General features: G+C 67.7%; 11 protein-coding genes. 5 read left to right on the plus strand and 6 right to left on the minus strand.

Features of this window, described 5'->3' with window-relative positions:
- The first annotated feature begins 302 nt into the window (after window positions 1–302).
- From CFB39_RS24480 to CFB39_RS24495, 4 genes are all read left to right on the plus strand, one after another.
- Entirely contained in the window at window positions 303–1199 is an 897-nt protein-coding gene (locus CFB39_RS24480; RefSeq protein ID WP_089474777.1) for a transporter, read from the plus strand.
- Between the two features lie 96 nt (window positions 1200–1295).
- Window positions 1296–2354 carry a phenylacetaldoxime dehydratase family protein gene (locus CFB39_RS24485; protein WP_089474778.1) on the plus strand — a complete coding sequence of 353 codons (1059 nt, stop codon included), beginning with the start codon at window positions 1296–1298 and terminating at the stop codon, window positions 2352–2354.
- A gap of 56 nt (window positions 2355–2410) precedes the next feature.
- Window positions 2411–3937 carry an amidase gene (locus CFB39_RS24490; RefSeq protein WP_089474779.1) on the plus strand — a complete coding sequence of 509 codons (1527 nt, stop codon included), beginning with the start codon at window positions 2411–2413 and terminating at the stop codon, window positions 3935–3937.
- Window positions 3938–4081: 144 nt separating this feature from the next.
- Window positions 4082–5122 carry a helix-turn-helix domain-containing protein gene (locus tag CFB39_RS24495; RefSeq protein ID WP_089475653.1) on the plus strand — a complete coding sequence of 347 codons (1041 nt, stop codon included), beginning with the start codon at window positions 4082–4084 and terminating at the stop codon, window positions 5120–5122.
- 75 nt (window positions 5123–5197) lie between these two features.
- Here CFB39_RS24495 and CFB39_RS24500 read toward each other — a convergent pair whose 3' ends face one another.
- From CFB39_RS24500 to CFB39_RS24525, 6 genes are all read right to left on the minus strand, one after another.
- On the minus strand, window positions 5198–6637 hold the full coding sequence (locus CFB39_RS24500; protein ID WP_089474780.1) for a heavy metal sensor histidine kinase: 1440 nt from the start codon (window positions 6635–6637) through the stop codon (window positions 5198–5200).
- On the minus strand, window positions 6634–7329 hold the full coding sequence (locus CFB39_RS24505; protein ID WP_011355331.1) for a heavy metal response regulator transcription factor: 696 nt from the start codon (window positions 7327–7329) through the stop codon (window positions 6634–6636). The genes CFB39_RS24500 and CFB39_RS24505 overlap by 4 nt, the downstream gene beginning before the upstream one ends.
- A gap of 28 nt (window positions 7330–7357) precedes the next feature.
- Window positions 7358–8878: an efflux transporter outer membrane subunit gene (locus CFB39_RS24510; RefSeq protein ID WP_089475654.1), complete on the minus strand. Its 1521-nt coding sequence runs from the start codon at window positions 8876–8878 to the stop codon at window positions 7358–7360.
- 5 nt (window positions 8879–8883) lie between these two features.
- On the minus strand, window positions 8884–10113 hold the full coding sequence (locus tag CFB39_RS24515; protein ID WP_089474781.1) for an efflux RND transporter periplasmic adaptor subunit: 1230 nt from the start codon (window positions 10111–10113) through the stop codon (window positions 8884–8886).
- 36 nt (window positions 10114–10149) lie between these two features.
- Window positions 10150–13317 carry an efflux RND transporter permease subunit gene (locus tag CFB39_RS24520; protein WP_089474782.1) on the minus strand — a complete coding sequence of 1056 codons (3168 nt, stop codon included), beginning with the start codon at window positions 13315–13317 and terminating at the stop codon, window positions 10150–10152.
- 228 nt (window positions 13318–13545) lie between these two features.
- The gene (locus tag CFB39_RS24525; RefSeq protein ID WP_179257726.1) at window positions 13546–14301 is read right to left on the minus strand and encodes a Crp/Fnr family transcriptional regulator; all 756 of its coding nucleotides are present in this window, start codon (window positions 14299–14301) and stop codon (window positions 13546–13548) included.
- Window positions 14302–14469: 168 nt separating this feature from the next.
- On the opposite strand from CFB39_RS24525, the gene CFB39_RS24530 reads away from it, so the two are divergent.
- Entirely contained in the window at window positions 14470–16131 is a 1662-nt protein-coding gene (locus CFB39_RS24530) for an acyl-CoA synthetase (RefSeq protein ID WP_089474783.1), read from the plus strand.
- Window positions 16132–16167: the final 36 nt, after the last annotated feature.

Here is a 16167-nt window from a genome sequence, read left to right on the forward strand (position 1 = left end):
GCATCGACCGGGCGTCCGGCACGCAGAGGCGGCAGCCGGCGCGCGTTTGACGACCGCCGTATGGCACCGGCTACGGAGGTCCGCCACAGCCTATTTCTTGTTCCGTCGGAAAACAGAAATGCGGATTTTGCCTTTCTATTCTCACCCTCAAGCGATGGCCGTCCGGTGTCGCGAATCGTCGGCACTCTCCCGAGGACCGGCGGAATAACAGTCAGCCAGCACTCCGCGATGCCACCGTCCGGCCACCGTTCCCGTTGGTCGTACGTCGAACGTGGCGGTGCCTGCGCATCCAGGTGAGGAGCATGATGGACAGCGTCAACAGAATGAAACTGAAGCGAATCGCGCGATGGATCGGCTTGTCGCTGATGGTCGTCGCATCGCATTACGCAGGCGCGGTGGAGGTCGATCCCGGCGACTACGAGCAGTATCCGACCGGCGCGACGATCGGCGTGCTGTACTACAACTATTCGGCGACGAATGCGTACTACGCAAATGGCCACCGGACGTCGGATTTCGATCTGCAGTCCAATGTCGGCATCGCCCGTCTGCTGCATGTGTTCCAGCTCACCGACAGGCTCACGATCGATCCGCAGGTGTTGCTGCCGTTCGGCCACGTCAGTAGCTTCGGCAACGCCGGCGCGCTTGGCAGTACGAACGGTATCGGCGACGTGATCCTGACCGCGCCGTTGAAGTTCCGCCTGAACGAAGCGAAGGACGTCGTCGCCGCGACGGTCTACGTTTACGCGCCGACCGGGAGTTACGACCAGAACCGTGGTCTCAATCTCGGCGCCAATCGCTGGTCGCTGGATTTCCAGGCGGCCTACGTCAAGCACTTTTCGCCGCAGTGGGCACTCGATCTCGTCGGCGACGCGATCTGGTACGGCAACAACACGTCGTACGGCGCGAACGGTGCGACGCTGCACCAGCGGATGAGCTACAGCGCGCAGGCGATGGTGCGTTACATGCCTGATCCGGGCACGTCGCTCGGGATCGGCATCACCCAGCTCTGGGGCGGTGAAACGAGCGTCGACGGCGCGGACAACAACGACGCGCTGCGCACGACGCGCCTGCGGATCACCGCGGCGAAGTTCGTGACGAAGGCCGACCAGGTGCAAATCCAGCTCGGCACCGACCTGAGCGTGCGCAACGGCCCGAAGAACAGCCTGCTCGCCGGCCTGCGTTACGCGCACATCTTCTGACAACCCGCATGCGCCGGGATATGCCCGGTGCAAGTCGCTACGTGTCTCCCCACGTCGATACCTCGACACCCGATTCCCTTTCCAGAGAGGTCACGCATGGAATCCGCCATCGACAAACACCTGATTTGCCCGCGGACGTTGTCACGCCGCGTCGCCGATGATTACCAGCCGCCGTTCCCGATGTACGTCGCCCGGGCCGCCGAAGACCTGAGCCAGGTCGTGATGGGCTATTTCGGCGTGCAATACAGCGGCGCCGGCAAGCGCGCAGCGGCGCTGGCCGCATTGCGCCGGATCGTCGCCGATTTCGGTGCGCAGGACGGCCCGAACAACTTCGACCTGACACAACACACCGACGACCAGGGCTACGAGAACCTGATTGCCGTCGGCTACTGGCGCGATCCGGCCGCGTATGCGCGCTGGATTGCGTCGCCGGCCATCGTCGAATGGTGGGCCTCCGATGCACGCCTCGCGGACGGGATCGGCTACTTCCGGGAAATCGTCGCGCCGCGCGCCGAGCAGTTCGAGACGCTTTACGCGTTTACGAGCGATTTCCCCGGCGTCGGCGCGATCATGGACGGCGTCAGCGGCGAGATCGAGGAGCACGGCTACTGGGGATCGATGCGTGACCGCTTCCCGATCTCGCAGACGGACTGGATGAACGCGAACGGCGAGTTGCGCATCGTCGAGGGCGATCCGGCGCGCGGCGGCCGCGTGGTCGTACTTGCACACGACAACATCGCGCTGATTCGGTCCGGTCAGGACTGGCGCGCGGCGGAGAACGACGAGCGCCGACTGTATCTGGAGGAGATCGAGCCGACGCTGCGCAGCGGAATGGAGTTCCTGCGCGACAACGGCAAGGACGTCGGCTGCTACAGCAATCGCTACGTGCGCTCGATCGATCTCGACGGCAACGTGCTCGACGAGAGTTACAACATCGGCCACTGGCGCTCGCTCGACCGCCTCGAGCGGTGGGCCGAATCCCATCCGACGCACCTGCGGATCTTCGTCACGTTCTTCCGCGTCGTCGCCGGGCTGTCGAAGCTGCGGCTGTATCACGAGGTTTCCGTCTTCGACGCAAAACATCAGGTCTACGAATACGTGAACTGCCATCCGCGCACCGGACTGATGCGCGACGCCGTCGCCATCGCCCGCTGACCCCCGCCCGCGCCAGCCACCGCTGGCGGTGCCGCTTACCAAACTGGAGAATGTCGATGGCCATCAAACGCCCGACTCGCGAACAACTGTCCGACATCGCAGCCGGTTTCGGCTTTCATGTCGATTCCCGCCAACTCGCCGAATACGACGATGCGCTGCAGGCGAACTTCGACGCGTACGACGTGATCGACGCGCTGCCCGACCATCTGCCCACCGTCTCGTATCCGCGCACGCCCGGCGACCGCCCGGAAGGCGACGAGAACCGTTACGGCGCATGGGCGCGCAAGAGCACGATCCACGGCGCCGCCGACGGTAAGCTGCGCGGCAGGACGGTGGCCATCAAAGACAACATCTGCGTCGCCGGTGTGCCGATGCGCAACGGCGCAAGCACGTTCGAGGGCTACGTGCCCGATATCGATGCGACCGTCGTCGCGCGGGTGCTCGACGCCGGCGCGACGATCGCCGGCAAGGCGACCTGCGAGTACTACTGCTTTTCCGGCGGCTCGCACACGAGCGCGTCGGGGCCGGTGCACAATCCGCGCAAGGCAGGACACTCGGCCGGCGGCTCGTCGTCCGGCTGTGGTGCGCTGGTCGCGAGCGGCGAGGTCGACATGGCGCTCGGCAGCGACCAGGGCGGCTCGGTGAGAATCCCGTCCGCCTATTGCGGCATCTACGGGATGAAGCCGACGCACGGGCTCGTGCCATACACCGGCGCGATGCCGATCGAGGCGACCGTCGATCATCTCGGGCCGATGACGAGCACCGTGCTCGACAACGCGCTGCTGCTCGACGTCATCGCGGGCGACGACGGGCTCGATCCGCGCCAACGGATGTTGCCGCCGCGCGCCGATTATCTCGGTGCGATCCGCGACGGCATCTCGGGCCTGCGGATCGGTGTTCTGCGCGAGGCGTTCGGGCTCGCGAATTCGGAGAAAGCGGTCGACGAGGCCGTGCGGGTCGCCGCGCGCCAGTTGCGCAAGCTGGGCGCGAGCGTCGACGAAGTGTCCGTGCCGCTGCATGCGGCCGGCACCGCCATCTGGCTGCCGATCGCGGCCGAGGGGGCGACGCAGCAGATGATGAAAGGCAACAGCCACGGTTTCAACTGGGGCGGCCTGTACGTGACCGGCATGATCGATCATCACGCGGGCTGGCGTGAGCGCGCCGACGAACTGCCGGATACCGTGAAGGTGACGATGCTGCTCGGCGAATATTTCACGAGCCGATATCGCGGGCGTTACTACGCGAAGTGCCAGAATCTCGCGCGACGCTTGCGATCGGCTTACGACACGGCACTGCAGACGTATGACGTATTGCTGATGCCGACCGTCCCGGTGCGCGCGTCGGAACTGCCGAAGCCTGGCTGTGCGGTGTCCGAATCGCTGACGCGGGCGTTCGAGATGCTCGCGAATACGGCGCCGTTCGACGTGTCCGGGCATCCGGCCATGTCGCTGCCGTGCGGGGTGGCTGACGATCTGCCGATCGGGCTGCAACTGGTCGGGCGCCGCTTCGATGAGGCGACGATCTACCGCTGCGCCTATGCGTATGAACAGTCTTCCGACTGGCGTCAGGCGGCATTCGCATGACATGCCCGGCGCGGCAGCGCTTCGCCGCCGCGCCGCATGTCGGTCCGACCGGCAACGCGGCTTGCACCGTTGCCGATTGGACAAGGCGCTTTTGAACAGGCACGCTACCGGCTGCGTGTTGGCTAACCCATGTGGGGCACGACCATGACGATGCGTCCTTTCCCGCGCGCCGCGAGCTGCGACGCGCCCGGCCCGGCGTCCGGCAGCCCGCCGGTCGAATGGACGAATTCGGCGATCGAGGTGGCGACCGACGGCTCGGTCAGCCAGCGTATCGAGTTTTGGCGCGAGACGATTCTGCGCTTGTTCGCGGACGTGCAGATCGCGGCCGTGCAGAAAGCCGATTTCTTCGGCCAGGTGCGGCAGCGCAAATGCGAAAAGATGCGAATCTCGGAAATCTACGCCAGCGAGCAGGCCGTGATCCGGCGCTATCGCCAGGCGCGGAGCGAGTATGAGGACAAGTATTTCGGCGTCTTGATGCTCGAGGGCAGCCAGTCGGTCGAGCAGGACGGCAAGATCGTCACGCTGCGCCCCGGGGATTTTGCGATCTACGATGCGACCCGGCCTCACCACCTGCAGTTCGGCCAGTCGTGGCGCGAGATCGTCGTCAGCATTCCCCGCGCGACCCTGAACCAGCTCGTCATCGGGATGGAGCACCGCACGGCCTGCCCGACGCAAACCGGGGAGGGCGTCGGCAGCGTCATGCGTGCGTTTCTCGAGCAGATGTCGTCGCAGATCCGCAGCGTGACCGAGGACGAGATGCGGCAGTTGTCGGATACCGCGATCTCGCTGATCGCGATGACGCTCGGCGGCATGCAGCGCAACGACCTCGCGCAATCGAGGATGAAGGCGTTGACGCTGACGCGTGTCAAACGGCATCTGGTCGAGCACCTGCACGATCCGGAGCTGAGCCCGATGATGATCGAGCGGTCGATCGGGATGTCGTCGCGGTACATCAACAAGCTGTTCGAGGCCGAAAACACGTCGCTGATGCGTTACGTATTGAACCTGCGGCTCGAACGGTGCGCACAGGATCTTGCGAATCCGCAATGCGCGATGCTGCGCGTGTCCGACATCGCGTTGCGCTGGGGATTCAACGACATGTCGCATTTCAGTCGCGTGTTTCGGGAGCGGTTTGCGATGTCGCCGCGGGCGTGGCGCGAGCAGGGCGGCAAACCGCACGCGTAACCCGTCCCGGGCGGCGTTCGCGGCAGTCAAGCGCCGGTCGGAAGCGCGGCGGGACGTCGACTGGCGCGGCCGCCGTCAGTGCAGCGCGCTCGGCGCGTGCGCCGGCCGGGTCTCGTGCCGGTCGGCCGGAGGCAGCGGGCCGCCGGCGCAGGGTTTCGTCGATACCGAGAAGCCGAACGTGTTGACGCCGCCCGAACACGCGACGAATACGCTGCCGCCGTGCATCTCGGCCACGGCCTTGACGATCGACAGCCCCAGCCCGTGGTTCTCCTTGCTGTTCGCGCGCGCTTCCTCGAGCCGGTAGAAGCGCTCGAACACGTGCGAGCGCCGGGCGGGGTCGATCGGCTCGCCGGGGTTCGCGACGGACATTTCGACGAGCGTGTCGCGACGCACGATCGTCACGTTGACCGTCGCGCCGGGCGCCGAATGCTGGATCGCGTTGATCAGCAGGTTCGTCATCGCGCGGCGGAACAGCGACGGATCGACGGCCGCGCGCGCATCGCCATGCAGCTCGGCGCGCAACTGCGCTTCGTCGAGCGGGATTTCGAGGAAGTCGAGCATGCGCCGCACTTCGTCGGCAAGCGACACGTCCTTCAGGTCGGTCGCGCGTTCGCCGCGGTCGCTGCGCGACAGGAACAGCATGTCGTTGATGATCACGCGCAGCCGCTCGAATTCCTCGAGGTTCGACTGCAGCGTCCGCTCCATCCGCTCGACCGTGCGGTCGCGGCTGGTCAGCGCGACCTGGGTCTGGCCGATCAGGATGCTGACCGGCGTGCGCAGCTCGTGCGCGACGTCCGCGTTGAACGCCTCGAGCCGCGCGTAGGTTTGCTGGATGCGGTCGAGCGCACCGTTGAACGACGTGGCGAGGTCGCGCAGCTCGGGCGGCAGCGCGTCGGTCTGCAGCCGCTGGCGGCGATTCGCGAGGCTGATCGCCGAGGCGTCCTGCGACAGCCGGTCGAGCGGCGCGAGCCCGAAGCGGGCCACCGCGCGGCTCAGCAGCAGCGTGATGATCGTGGCGATCGTGATCAGCCCGGCGAGCGTCCAGCCGAAGCGGCGCAGCATCCGCTGCGTGCGCTCGCACGAGCTGGCGACGGTCAGCTTCAGCGCCGGCCGCTCGCCGTTGCCGGCCACCATGACGGTCTTCGTCATCACGTCGTAGGTGCTGTGGTTCAGCGCATAGCGCTGGAACGCGCCGAACGGTGCGCCGACGGGCACGCCGTCGACGGGCGTGCCGAAGCGGAAATCCGGATTCGGGCTGTCGACCTGGTAGTGCGTCGAGCCGTCGGGCGGTTCGAGGTCGGCGAGCTTTTCCTGCATGAGACGCCCGCGCATGGCCGTGGTCGCATGCGACACGATCATCTCGGCGACCTTGGTGCGCGTATCGAGCGTCGCGCGCAGCTCGGCGAACAACTGGCGCTCCATCATCACGAACAGCCCGCAGCCCACCAGCGTGAACACGAGCAGCGACACGATGCCGAACATCGCCGACAGCCGCAGGACGATCGAGCGTTTCATGCCGGCCTCTCGGTGTCGCCGTCCTCGCGCGCCTCGAGCACGTAGCCCATGCCGCGGATCGTGTGCAGCAGCTTGTCCGTGAACGGGCCGTCGAGTTTCGCGCGCAGGCGCTTGATCGCCGTTTCGACGACGTTCGCGTTGCTGTCGAAGTTCACGTCCCACACGAGTTCGGCGATGGTCGTCTTCGACAGCACCTCGCCGCTGCGCCGCGCGAGCACGCCGAGCAGCTGGAATTCCTGCGCGGTCAGGTCGAGCCGCGTGCCGTCGCGCGTCGCGCGGCGGCCGATCAGGTCGACCCGCAGGTCGCCGATCGAGATCAGCGTCGATTCCTGCACGCGGGCGCGGCGCGTCAGCGCGCGCAGCCGCTCGATCAGTTCGAGGAACGAGAACGGCTTGGTCAGGTAGTCGTCGGCGCCGCCGCGCAAGCCTCGCACGCGGTCGTCGACGCGGTCGCGCGCGGTCAGCATGATGACGGGCGTCTGCTTCTGCGCGCGCAGTGCACGCAGCACGCCGAAGCCGTCCAGCTTCGGCAGCATCACGTCGAGCACGACCACGTCGTAGTCGAATTCGACGGCTTTCCACGCGCCGTCCTCGCCGTCGAGCGCGGTGTCGACGACCCAGCCTTCCTCGGTCAGGCCGCTCTTCAGGTATTCAACGACTTTCGGTTCGTCTTCGACGATCAGGACTTTCATGTTCGAATCCGTTGTCCGGGTAATCCGGTTAAGGGCTCGGGTGCGCCGGGGCCGGGGCTGGCACCGGCGCTGCCGTGGCGACCTCGGCCGGCGCGGGGCCGCCCGCGGCTTGGCCATCCCAGCCGCCGCCCAGCGCCTTCGCGAGAAACACGACGAGCGCCGCGCGCTGGCCCTGGATCTGCACGGCCTGCCGCTCGCTCGTCAGCAACTGCTGCTGGGCCGTCAGCACGTCGATGAACGGCGTCAGGCCGCCCGCGTAGCGATCCTGCGCGAGCGACACGAGCTTGCGCGCGTCGTCGACGGCCGCGGCGGCCTGCTGCGCGGCGTCGGCGAGCACCGACAGTCCCGTGACCGCATTCTGCACCTCCTGGAACGCGGTGAGTACGGTCTGCCGGTAGCTGGCCTGCGCGGCGACATAGCCGGCCTGCGCGAAATCGACGCCGGCCTTCAGCTTGCCGCCTTCGAACAGCGGCTGGCTGAGCGACCCGCCGACCGACCACAGCAACGCCGGCACGGTGAACAGGCCGGCGAAGCGCGTCGCGTCCCAGCCGATATCGGGCGACAGCGTGATGCGCGGGAAATACGCGGCGCGCGCGACGCCGATCTGCGCATTCGCGGCGGCCATCGCGCGCTCGGCCGACGCGACGTCGGGGCGCCGCTGCAGCACGTCGCTCGGCAGGCCGGTCGGCAGCGCCGGCGCGTTGATCGGCACGACGCGCGGCGCGATCGAGAAGGCGGGGGCCGGCGTGCCGACCAGCGTCGCGATCGCGGTTTCGACCTGCACGCGCTGCTGGAGCAGCAACTGCGCCTGCGTGCGCGTCGCGTCGAGCTGCGCGCGCTGCTGCAGCAGGTCGAGGCCCGACACCGCACCGAGGTCGTGGCGCGCGCTCACGTAGTCGAGCGCCTTCTGCTGCAGGTCGATCGAACGCTTGACGACGTCGATCTCGGTGTCGAATTCGCGCAGCGCGAAATAGCTCGACGCGAGATTGGCGGTCAGCACCAGGCGCGCGTTCGCGAAATCGTCGCCGGCCTGCTCGGTGGTCGCCTGCGCCGATTCGACGCTGCGCCGCACGCGGCCGAACAGGTCGAGTTCGTAGCTGACGGCCGCGCCGACCTGGATCTCGTTCTGCACGGTCGACGTGCTTTTCGTCGCGTAATTGGTTTGCGGCCGGTCGGCGGAGATCTTGAAGCGCTGGCCGCTCGCGTTCAGGCCGACGGCCGGATACTGCGCCGAGGCGACCGACGCGAGCGTCGCCTTCGCCTGGTCGTAGCGCGCGGCGACGGCTTTCAGGTTCTGGTTGTTGCGCAGCGCGTCGGCTTCCAGCGCATCGAGCTGCGGATCGCCGAACGCGGTCCACCATGCCGGGTCGAGCGGCGCGCGGGCCGGCGCGGCCGGATGCCAGTACGCATCCGCCGGGTCGAGCCGCCACGCGGCCGGCGTGTCGACGTCGGGCCGCCTGTAATCGGGGCCGACCGTGCAGCCGGCGAGCGCGGCGGCCAGCGCAACCGACGTGATGGAGACGGCGGCAGGCCGCCGGCGGGGGCGCATCGCGATCACGACTTCGCCTCCGCGGCGCCGGAGGCCGGCTTCGCGGCCGGCGCCGTGACGATCACCGGGTCGCCGTTCGCGAGCGCGTCGCTCGGGTTCGTGACGAGGCGGTCGTTCGGCGTGAGCGGGCCGTCGACCTCGAGCGTCTGCCCGATCGTGCGCACGACCGTCACCTGCTTCAGGCGCACCCGGCCGTTCGCATCGACGGTGGCGACCGTCGGGCCCTCGGCGCGGAACAGCAACGTATTGGCCGGCACCTGCAGGCGGCCGACCGGCGTCATCGGCAACGTCGCCTGCACGTACGCGCCGGGCAGCAGCTTGCCGTCCGGGTTCGGCAGCGTGATCTCGATCTGCAGCGAGCGCGTCGCGACGTCGATCGCCTCGGACGTGCGCGTGACCGTCCCGTCGAAGGTCCGGCCCGGCAGCTCGGCCTGCGCGACGCTCACGTGCTGGCCGACCTTCACCTGCTGCGCGTACGCCTGCGGCACCTGCACGTAGAGGCGCAGCCGGTCGGCCTGCACGACCGTGAACAGCGAGCGGCCCGCGTTGCCGGAACTGACGAGATCGCCGACGTCGACGTTGCGCTGCGTGACGATCCCGTCGATCGGCGCGGCGATCCGCTGGAAGCCCTTCAGTTCGGTGAGGCGGCGCATGTTCGCATCGGCCGCGGCGAGGTTCGCGGTGCCCTGGTTGAACGCGCCTTGCCGGTCGTCGAGTTCCTGCTGCGAGACGGCATCGCGCTGGCGCAACTGCTGCGCGCGGTCGAACGACGTCTTCGCGAGCGCGAGTGCGGCTTGCGCCTGCTGGCGCTGCGCGGTGGCCTGCGCGAGTTCCTGGTTCAGCTCGGGCGTGTCGAGTTCGGCGAGCGTCTGGCCCTGCTTCACGTGCGCGCCGATGTCGGCCTGCCAGCGCAGCACGTAGCCGCTCGCGCGGGCATAGATCGGCGCCTCGACGAAGCCGCGCAGCGTGCCGGGCAGCGTCAGCTTGCCGCCGGTGGCCGCATCGACCGGATGCGCGACGGTCACGTACTGACGCGTGTTCTGCTCGGCGACCGCGTCGAGCCGGCTGTGGTTCAGCACGTTGACGACGACCGTGCGCGCCGCGCCGGCGGCCAGCAGCACGCCGATCACGATCAGGACGATTTTCCCGCGTCGCGACACCGACGACCGTGTCGGCAGGTGCATGCCGTGTTCGTCCACCTGGATGCCGACGGCGCTGTGATGTTTCTCTTCCATGAATTCAACCAAATCAACCGGGTAGTGGGACGAAAGTCAGTGGCCGGCCTGGCGCGCACGCCGGCGGGCCAGCCGCGCATGCACGCCGCCGAACACCAGCGGCACGAACAGCAGGGTCGACACGGTCGCGAACAGCAGCCCGCCGATCACCGCGCGGCCGAGCGGCGCATTCTGCTCGGCGCCTTCGCCGAGGCCGAGCGCCATCGGCACCATCCCGATGATCATCGCGAGCGCCGTCATCAGCACCGGCCGGATCCGTGTCGCGCCGGCTTCCAGCGCGGCCGTGAGCGGCGGTGCGCCGTCCGCGAGGCGCTGGCGCGCGAACGACACGACCAGGATACTGTTCGCGGTCGCGACGCCCACCGTCATGATCGCGCCCGTCAGCGCGGGCACGCTCAGGTGCGTGCCGGTGATGAACAGCATCCAGACGATGCCGGCGAGCGCGGCCGGCATCGCGCTGATGATGATCAGCGGGTCGAGCCACGACTGGAAATTGACGACGATCAGCAGGTAGACCAGCACGATCGCCATCGCGACGCCCGCGCCGAGGCCGATATACGACGTGCGCATCGTCTCGATCTGGCCGCGCATCGTCAGCTCGGTGCCGCGCGGCAGCGCCGCGCGCGCACCGGACACGATGCGGTCGATCTCGCCGGCCACCGCGCCGAGGTCGCGGCCTTCGACGCTCACGTACACGTCGATCGCCGGGCGGATGTTGTAGTGCGTGATCACGGCCGGGTTCGCGGTGCTGCGCACCTGCACGAGGTTGCCCAGCAGTTGCAGCGGCATGCCCGTGCGGCCGCTCGCCGAGATCGGCGTGCCGAGCAGGTCGTCGACCGACGAAATGTTGTATTGCGGGGTCTGGATCTGCAGCGGGTACTGGACCCCGGTGCGCGGGTTGATCCAGAACGACGGCGTGGTCTGAGAACTGCCGGACAGCGAGATCAGCATGTTCTGCGCGACGTTCTGCGCGGAGAGATTGAGCTGCTGCATGCGCGTACGGTCCATGTCGGCCAGCAGGGTCGGTTCGTCGTTACGTTGCAGCACGTGCACGTCGACGGCGCCGGGGATTTGCCTGATCTTTTTCATCAGGCTGCTCGCGATAGTCATGTTACTCGCGAGATCGTTGCCGAGCACCTGCAGGTCGATCGCGGCCGGTTGGCCGAAGTTGAGGATCTGCGTGATGATGTCCGACGGCTGGAAGAAGAACTCGACGCCCGGGAAGCGCTCGGGCAGTATTTTGCGCAGCGCCTGCACGTAGTGCTGGGTCGCGCGGTGGCCGGGCTTCAGCGCGATCAGCAGCTCGCCGTCGAGCGTGCCGATCGTGCCCGCGTTGCTGTACGACAGGTTGATGCCGCTCACCGGCAGGCCGAGGTTGTCGACGAGCGCGCCGAGCTCGTCGGGTGGCACGGTGTCGCGGATCACACGCTCGACCTGGTCGGCGAGGCGCGCGGTTTCCTCGATCCGGTAGCCGGTCGGCGCGCGCATGTGCAGCCGGATGTTGCCGGAATCCGCATTCGGGAAGAAGTCGCGGCCGAGCACGAACACGAGGCCCGTCGACAGCACGCAGAAGCCGAGGAAGCACGTCGCGTAGAAGCGGCGGCGCACCAGCAGGATGCTGAGCAGCACGATGTACCACGCGCGCAGCCGCTCGAACGCCGCGTTGAACGCATGATGGATGCGCGCGAAGCGCGACGTCGCATGGCCGGCGCCGGTGCCTGCCTGCTGCGGGCGGAACAGCAGCATCGCGAGCGTCGGCACCAGCGTGCGCGACAGCACGTACGACGCGAGCATCGCGAACACGACCGCTTCCGCGAGCGGCACGAACAGGAAGCGCGCGACGCCCGTCAGGAAGAACATCGGCACGAACACGATACAGATGCACAGCGTCGACACGAACGCGGGCACCGCGATCTCGCCCGCGCCTTCGAGGATCGCGTCGTGCAGGTTCGTGCCGAGATGCAGGTGCCGCTCGATGTTCTCGATCGTCACGGTCGCATCGTCGACCAGAATCCCGACCGCGAGCGCGAGCCCGCCGAGCGTCATGATGTTGATGGTCTCGCCGAGCGCGGACAGCGCGATCAGCGACGTGAAGATCGACAGCGGGATCGAGATCGCGATGATCAGCGTGCTGCGCCAGTTGCCGAGGAACAGCAGGATCATCATCGCGGTCAGCACGGCGGCGATCAGCGCCTCGTGGATCACGCCCTGGACGGCCGCGTTGACGAACACCGACTGGTCGAACAGCGGTGTGATCGTGAGCCCTTCGGGCAGCGTCGGGATCACCTTCGGCAGCAGCGCCTTCAGGTCCGACACGACCTTGAGCGTCGACGCATCGCCGCTTTTCAGGATCGAGATGAGCACGCCGCGCTGGCCGTTCTGGCGCACGACGTTGGTCTGCGGCGCGAAGCCGTCGCGCACCGACGCCACCTCGCGCAGGTAGGTGGTCGCGCCGTTGATGGTCTGGACCGGCAGGCTGCTGATGTCGGCGACGGTGTCGGCCGAGGCGTTCGTGTCGATCCGGTATTCGGTCTGGCCCATCTTCGCGGTGCCGGTCGGCAGCACGAGGTTCTGCGCGTTGACCGCGTTGACGATGTCGGCGGGCGTGAGCCCCTTCGCCTGCAGCGCCTGCGGATCGAGGTCGATCGCGACCACGCGCGTGCGGCCGCCGTACGGGAACGGGATCTGCACGCCCGGCACCGTGATCAGTTGCGGGCGCAGGAAGTTGAGCGCGATGTCGGCGAGCGACTGTTCGCTGAGCGTCTTGCTCGACAGCCCGAGCTGGATCACCGGGATGCTCGACGCCGAATAGGTGATCACGAGCGGCGGCGTCGCGCCCTGCGGCATCTGCCGCACGATCGCCTGCGCGGACGAGACCGTCTGCGCGATCGCCGTCTGCACGTTCGCGCCCGGCTGCAGGAACACCTTCACGACCGCGATGCCGGGCAACGACGTCGATTCGACGTGCTGGATGTTGTTGACGGTCGTCGTCAGGATCCGCTCATGCACCGACGTGATGCGGTTCGTCATCTCGGTCGCGGAGAAGCCGCTGTAATTCCAGATGACGCTGATCACGGGAATGTTGATCGCGGGCAGCACGTCGACCGGCGTGCGCATCAGCGCAAGCGGGGTGGCCAGCACGATCATGATGGCCATCACGATGAACGTGTAGGGGCGCTTGAGCGCGAGATTGACGATCCACATGGAGGCAGCGGGGCGGGCGGTGATCAGGCGTGGGTAAAGGGCACCCGAATGATAGGCGTCGGCGTGGAACGGGTTACTGTCGCGAAACTGGCGGAATTGTCAGGTGGGGGCGGGGCGGCCGATTGCCGATTCAGCAGAGGAAACGCCGCGCGGCGCGATGGCCGGAAAACGGCTGCGATACCGGATGGGCGCGCTGCGTCGATGGCGATTCCGTTCATCGGCGCGCGCTCAGATCTGCTCCATCCCGACACGCGCGAGCGCCCCGAGATCGACGACGTCGATCTGGTTGTACGCGAGCCGCAGCGCGCCGAGCTTCTCGAGCTGCTGCAGCGCCTGGTTGATGCGCTGTCGCGATACGCCGACGAGCATCCCCAGTTCCTCCTGCGAGATCGACAGCGACGGGCCGGTGTCCGGGTACAGGTCGGGGTTGAAGAGCTGCGCGAGCGCCTGCGCGACGCGTGCGTCGACATCCAGCAGCCGGCTGTTCTGGATCGACGCGATGAACTCGCCCATCCGGTTGTTCAACTGATGGATCACGAAGCGCGTGAACGGCAGGCTCGTATCGAGCAACGCATGGAACGTGTCGACCGGCACGAACAGCACGGTCGAGCGCTGGATCGCGACGACCTCGTACTTGCGCAGCTCGCGCTTGATCACGCTGCCTTCGCCGAACCAGCCGCCCGACGGCACGCCGGAGAACGTGCAGCCGCGCCCCGACGCATTGAAGATCGCGAGCTTCAGCAGCCCGCGGTGCACGCCGATCCAGTATTCGGATGGCGCGAGCCGATGCGCGATCACATCGCCGGCCTCGCACTGCTCGACGCGCGACTGCGCGAGCACGAGCGCCTGGTGCTCGGGCGCGAGCGTGCGGAACCACGCGCACTGGCCGAACAGCGTGGCCAGCGCCGGCAGCGGGCCCGGTTCGGGCAGCGCGTCGGCGGGATGAGCGGGCGCGTCGGGCGGGGCAGCGAGAGGGTCGTGCATGGGTGCGGGTTTGCGAGGATAGGGATAACGCGCAGCGCGTGAAAGGCACTCTGTCGTTTCGATGACAGACGGCTCACAATAGCGCCCGTTAGGCTGTCGGCAATTGAACCACATCAAAACGATCCGGGGTGGATGCGCCCCGGTCGACAGGACACGGGAGACAGGATCATGACGCAGATGTTCGAGGCCGGACTCGGCCGCCGCGACGCGAATTACGTGCCGCTCACCCCGATCGACTTCCTGGTCAGGACGGCCGAAGTCTACGGCGAGCGCCTTGCGATCGTGCACGGCGACGTGCGCCGCACCTGGGGCGAGACCTACACGCGCGCGAAGCAACTGGCGAGCGCGCTCGCGCGGCTCGGCGTCGAGCGCGGCGACACGGTCGCGGCGATGCTGCCGAACATTCCGGCGATGGTCGAGGCGCACTTCGGCGTGCCGATGGCCGGCGCGGTGCTGAACACGATCAACACGCGGCTCGACGTGTCGTCGGTGCTGTTCATGCTGCGTCATGGCGAGGCGAAGGTGCTGATCGTCGACACCGAATACGCGGAGTTCGCGCATCGCGCGGCGCTCGAGGTGCCGGGCCTGAAGATCGTCAGCGTGGCCGATGCGATGCCGGCCGATCCCGCACGCTTCGCGGGCGCGACCGACTACGAGGCGCTCGTCGCGAGCGGCGACGCCGACTATGCGTGGACGCCGCCCGCCGACGAATGGGAGGCGATCGCGCTGAACTACACGTCCGGCACGACCGGCGACCCGAAGGGCGTCGTCTACCACCATCGCGGCGCGTATCTCGCGGCGGTCAGCAATCTCCTCGAATGGGACATGCCGAAGCACGCCGTCTACCTGTGGACGCTGCCGATGTTCCACTGCAACGGCTGGTGCTTCCCGTGGGCCGTCGCGGCGCGCGCGGGCGTGAACGTCTGCCTGCGCAAGTTCGATGCGAAGACGGTGTTCGACCTGATCCGCCGCGAACGCATCACGCATTACTGCGGCGCGCCGATCGTGCAGAGCGCGATCGCGAACGCACCGGCCGAATTCCGTGAAGGCATCGACCACACGGTGCACGCGATGGTCGCGGGCGCGGCGCCCGCGCCGGCCGTGATCGCGAAGATGAAGGAGATCGGCTTCGACCTGCTGCACGTATACGGGCTGACCGAGGTCTACGGCCCGGCGACCGTCTGCGCGAAGCAGTCGCACTGGGAGGCACTGAGCGACGACGAGCGCGCGCGGCTCAACGCGCGCCAGGGCGTGCGCTATCACCTGGAGGCGGGCGCGACGGTGCTCGATCCCGACACGATGGCGCCGGTGCCGGCCGATGGCGAGACGCTCGGCGAGATCATGTTCCGCGGCAACATCTGCATGAAGGGCTACCTGAAGAACCCGAAGGCGACCGACGACGCGTTCCACGGCGGCTGGTTCCATACCGGCGATCTCGCGGTGCTGATGCCGGACGGCTATATCCGGATCAAGGATCGCAAGAAGGACATCATCATCTCGGGCGGTGAGAACATCTCGAGCATCGAGGTCGAGGATGCGCTGTACCGGCATCCGGCGGTGGCGGTCGCGGCCGTCGTCGCGATGCCCGACCCGAAATGGGGCGAGGTGCCGTGTGCGTTCGTCGAGCTGCGCGAAGGCGCGAGCGTGACCGAGGCGGAGATCGTCGCGCATTGCAAGGCGCTGCTGGCGGGCTTCAAGGTGCCGAAGGCCGTGCGGTTCGGCGAACTGCCGAAGACGTCGACCGGCAAGATCCAGAAGTTCCAGCTGCGCAACGCGGTGGGATCGGACAAGGCGATCGATCTGGCAGGCGACGACAAGAACAAGAAGTAGGCGATGGGCCGGCCGTCGCCGGCCAGCCGTTCTCCG

It is taken from the genome of Burkholderia sp. AU6039 (genome assembly GCF_002223365.1).
In the GTDB taxonomy this organism is placed as follows: domain Bacteria; phylum Pseudomonadota; class Gammaproteobacteria; order Burkholderiales; family Burkholderiaceae; genus Burkholderia.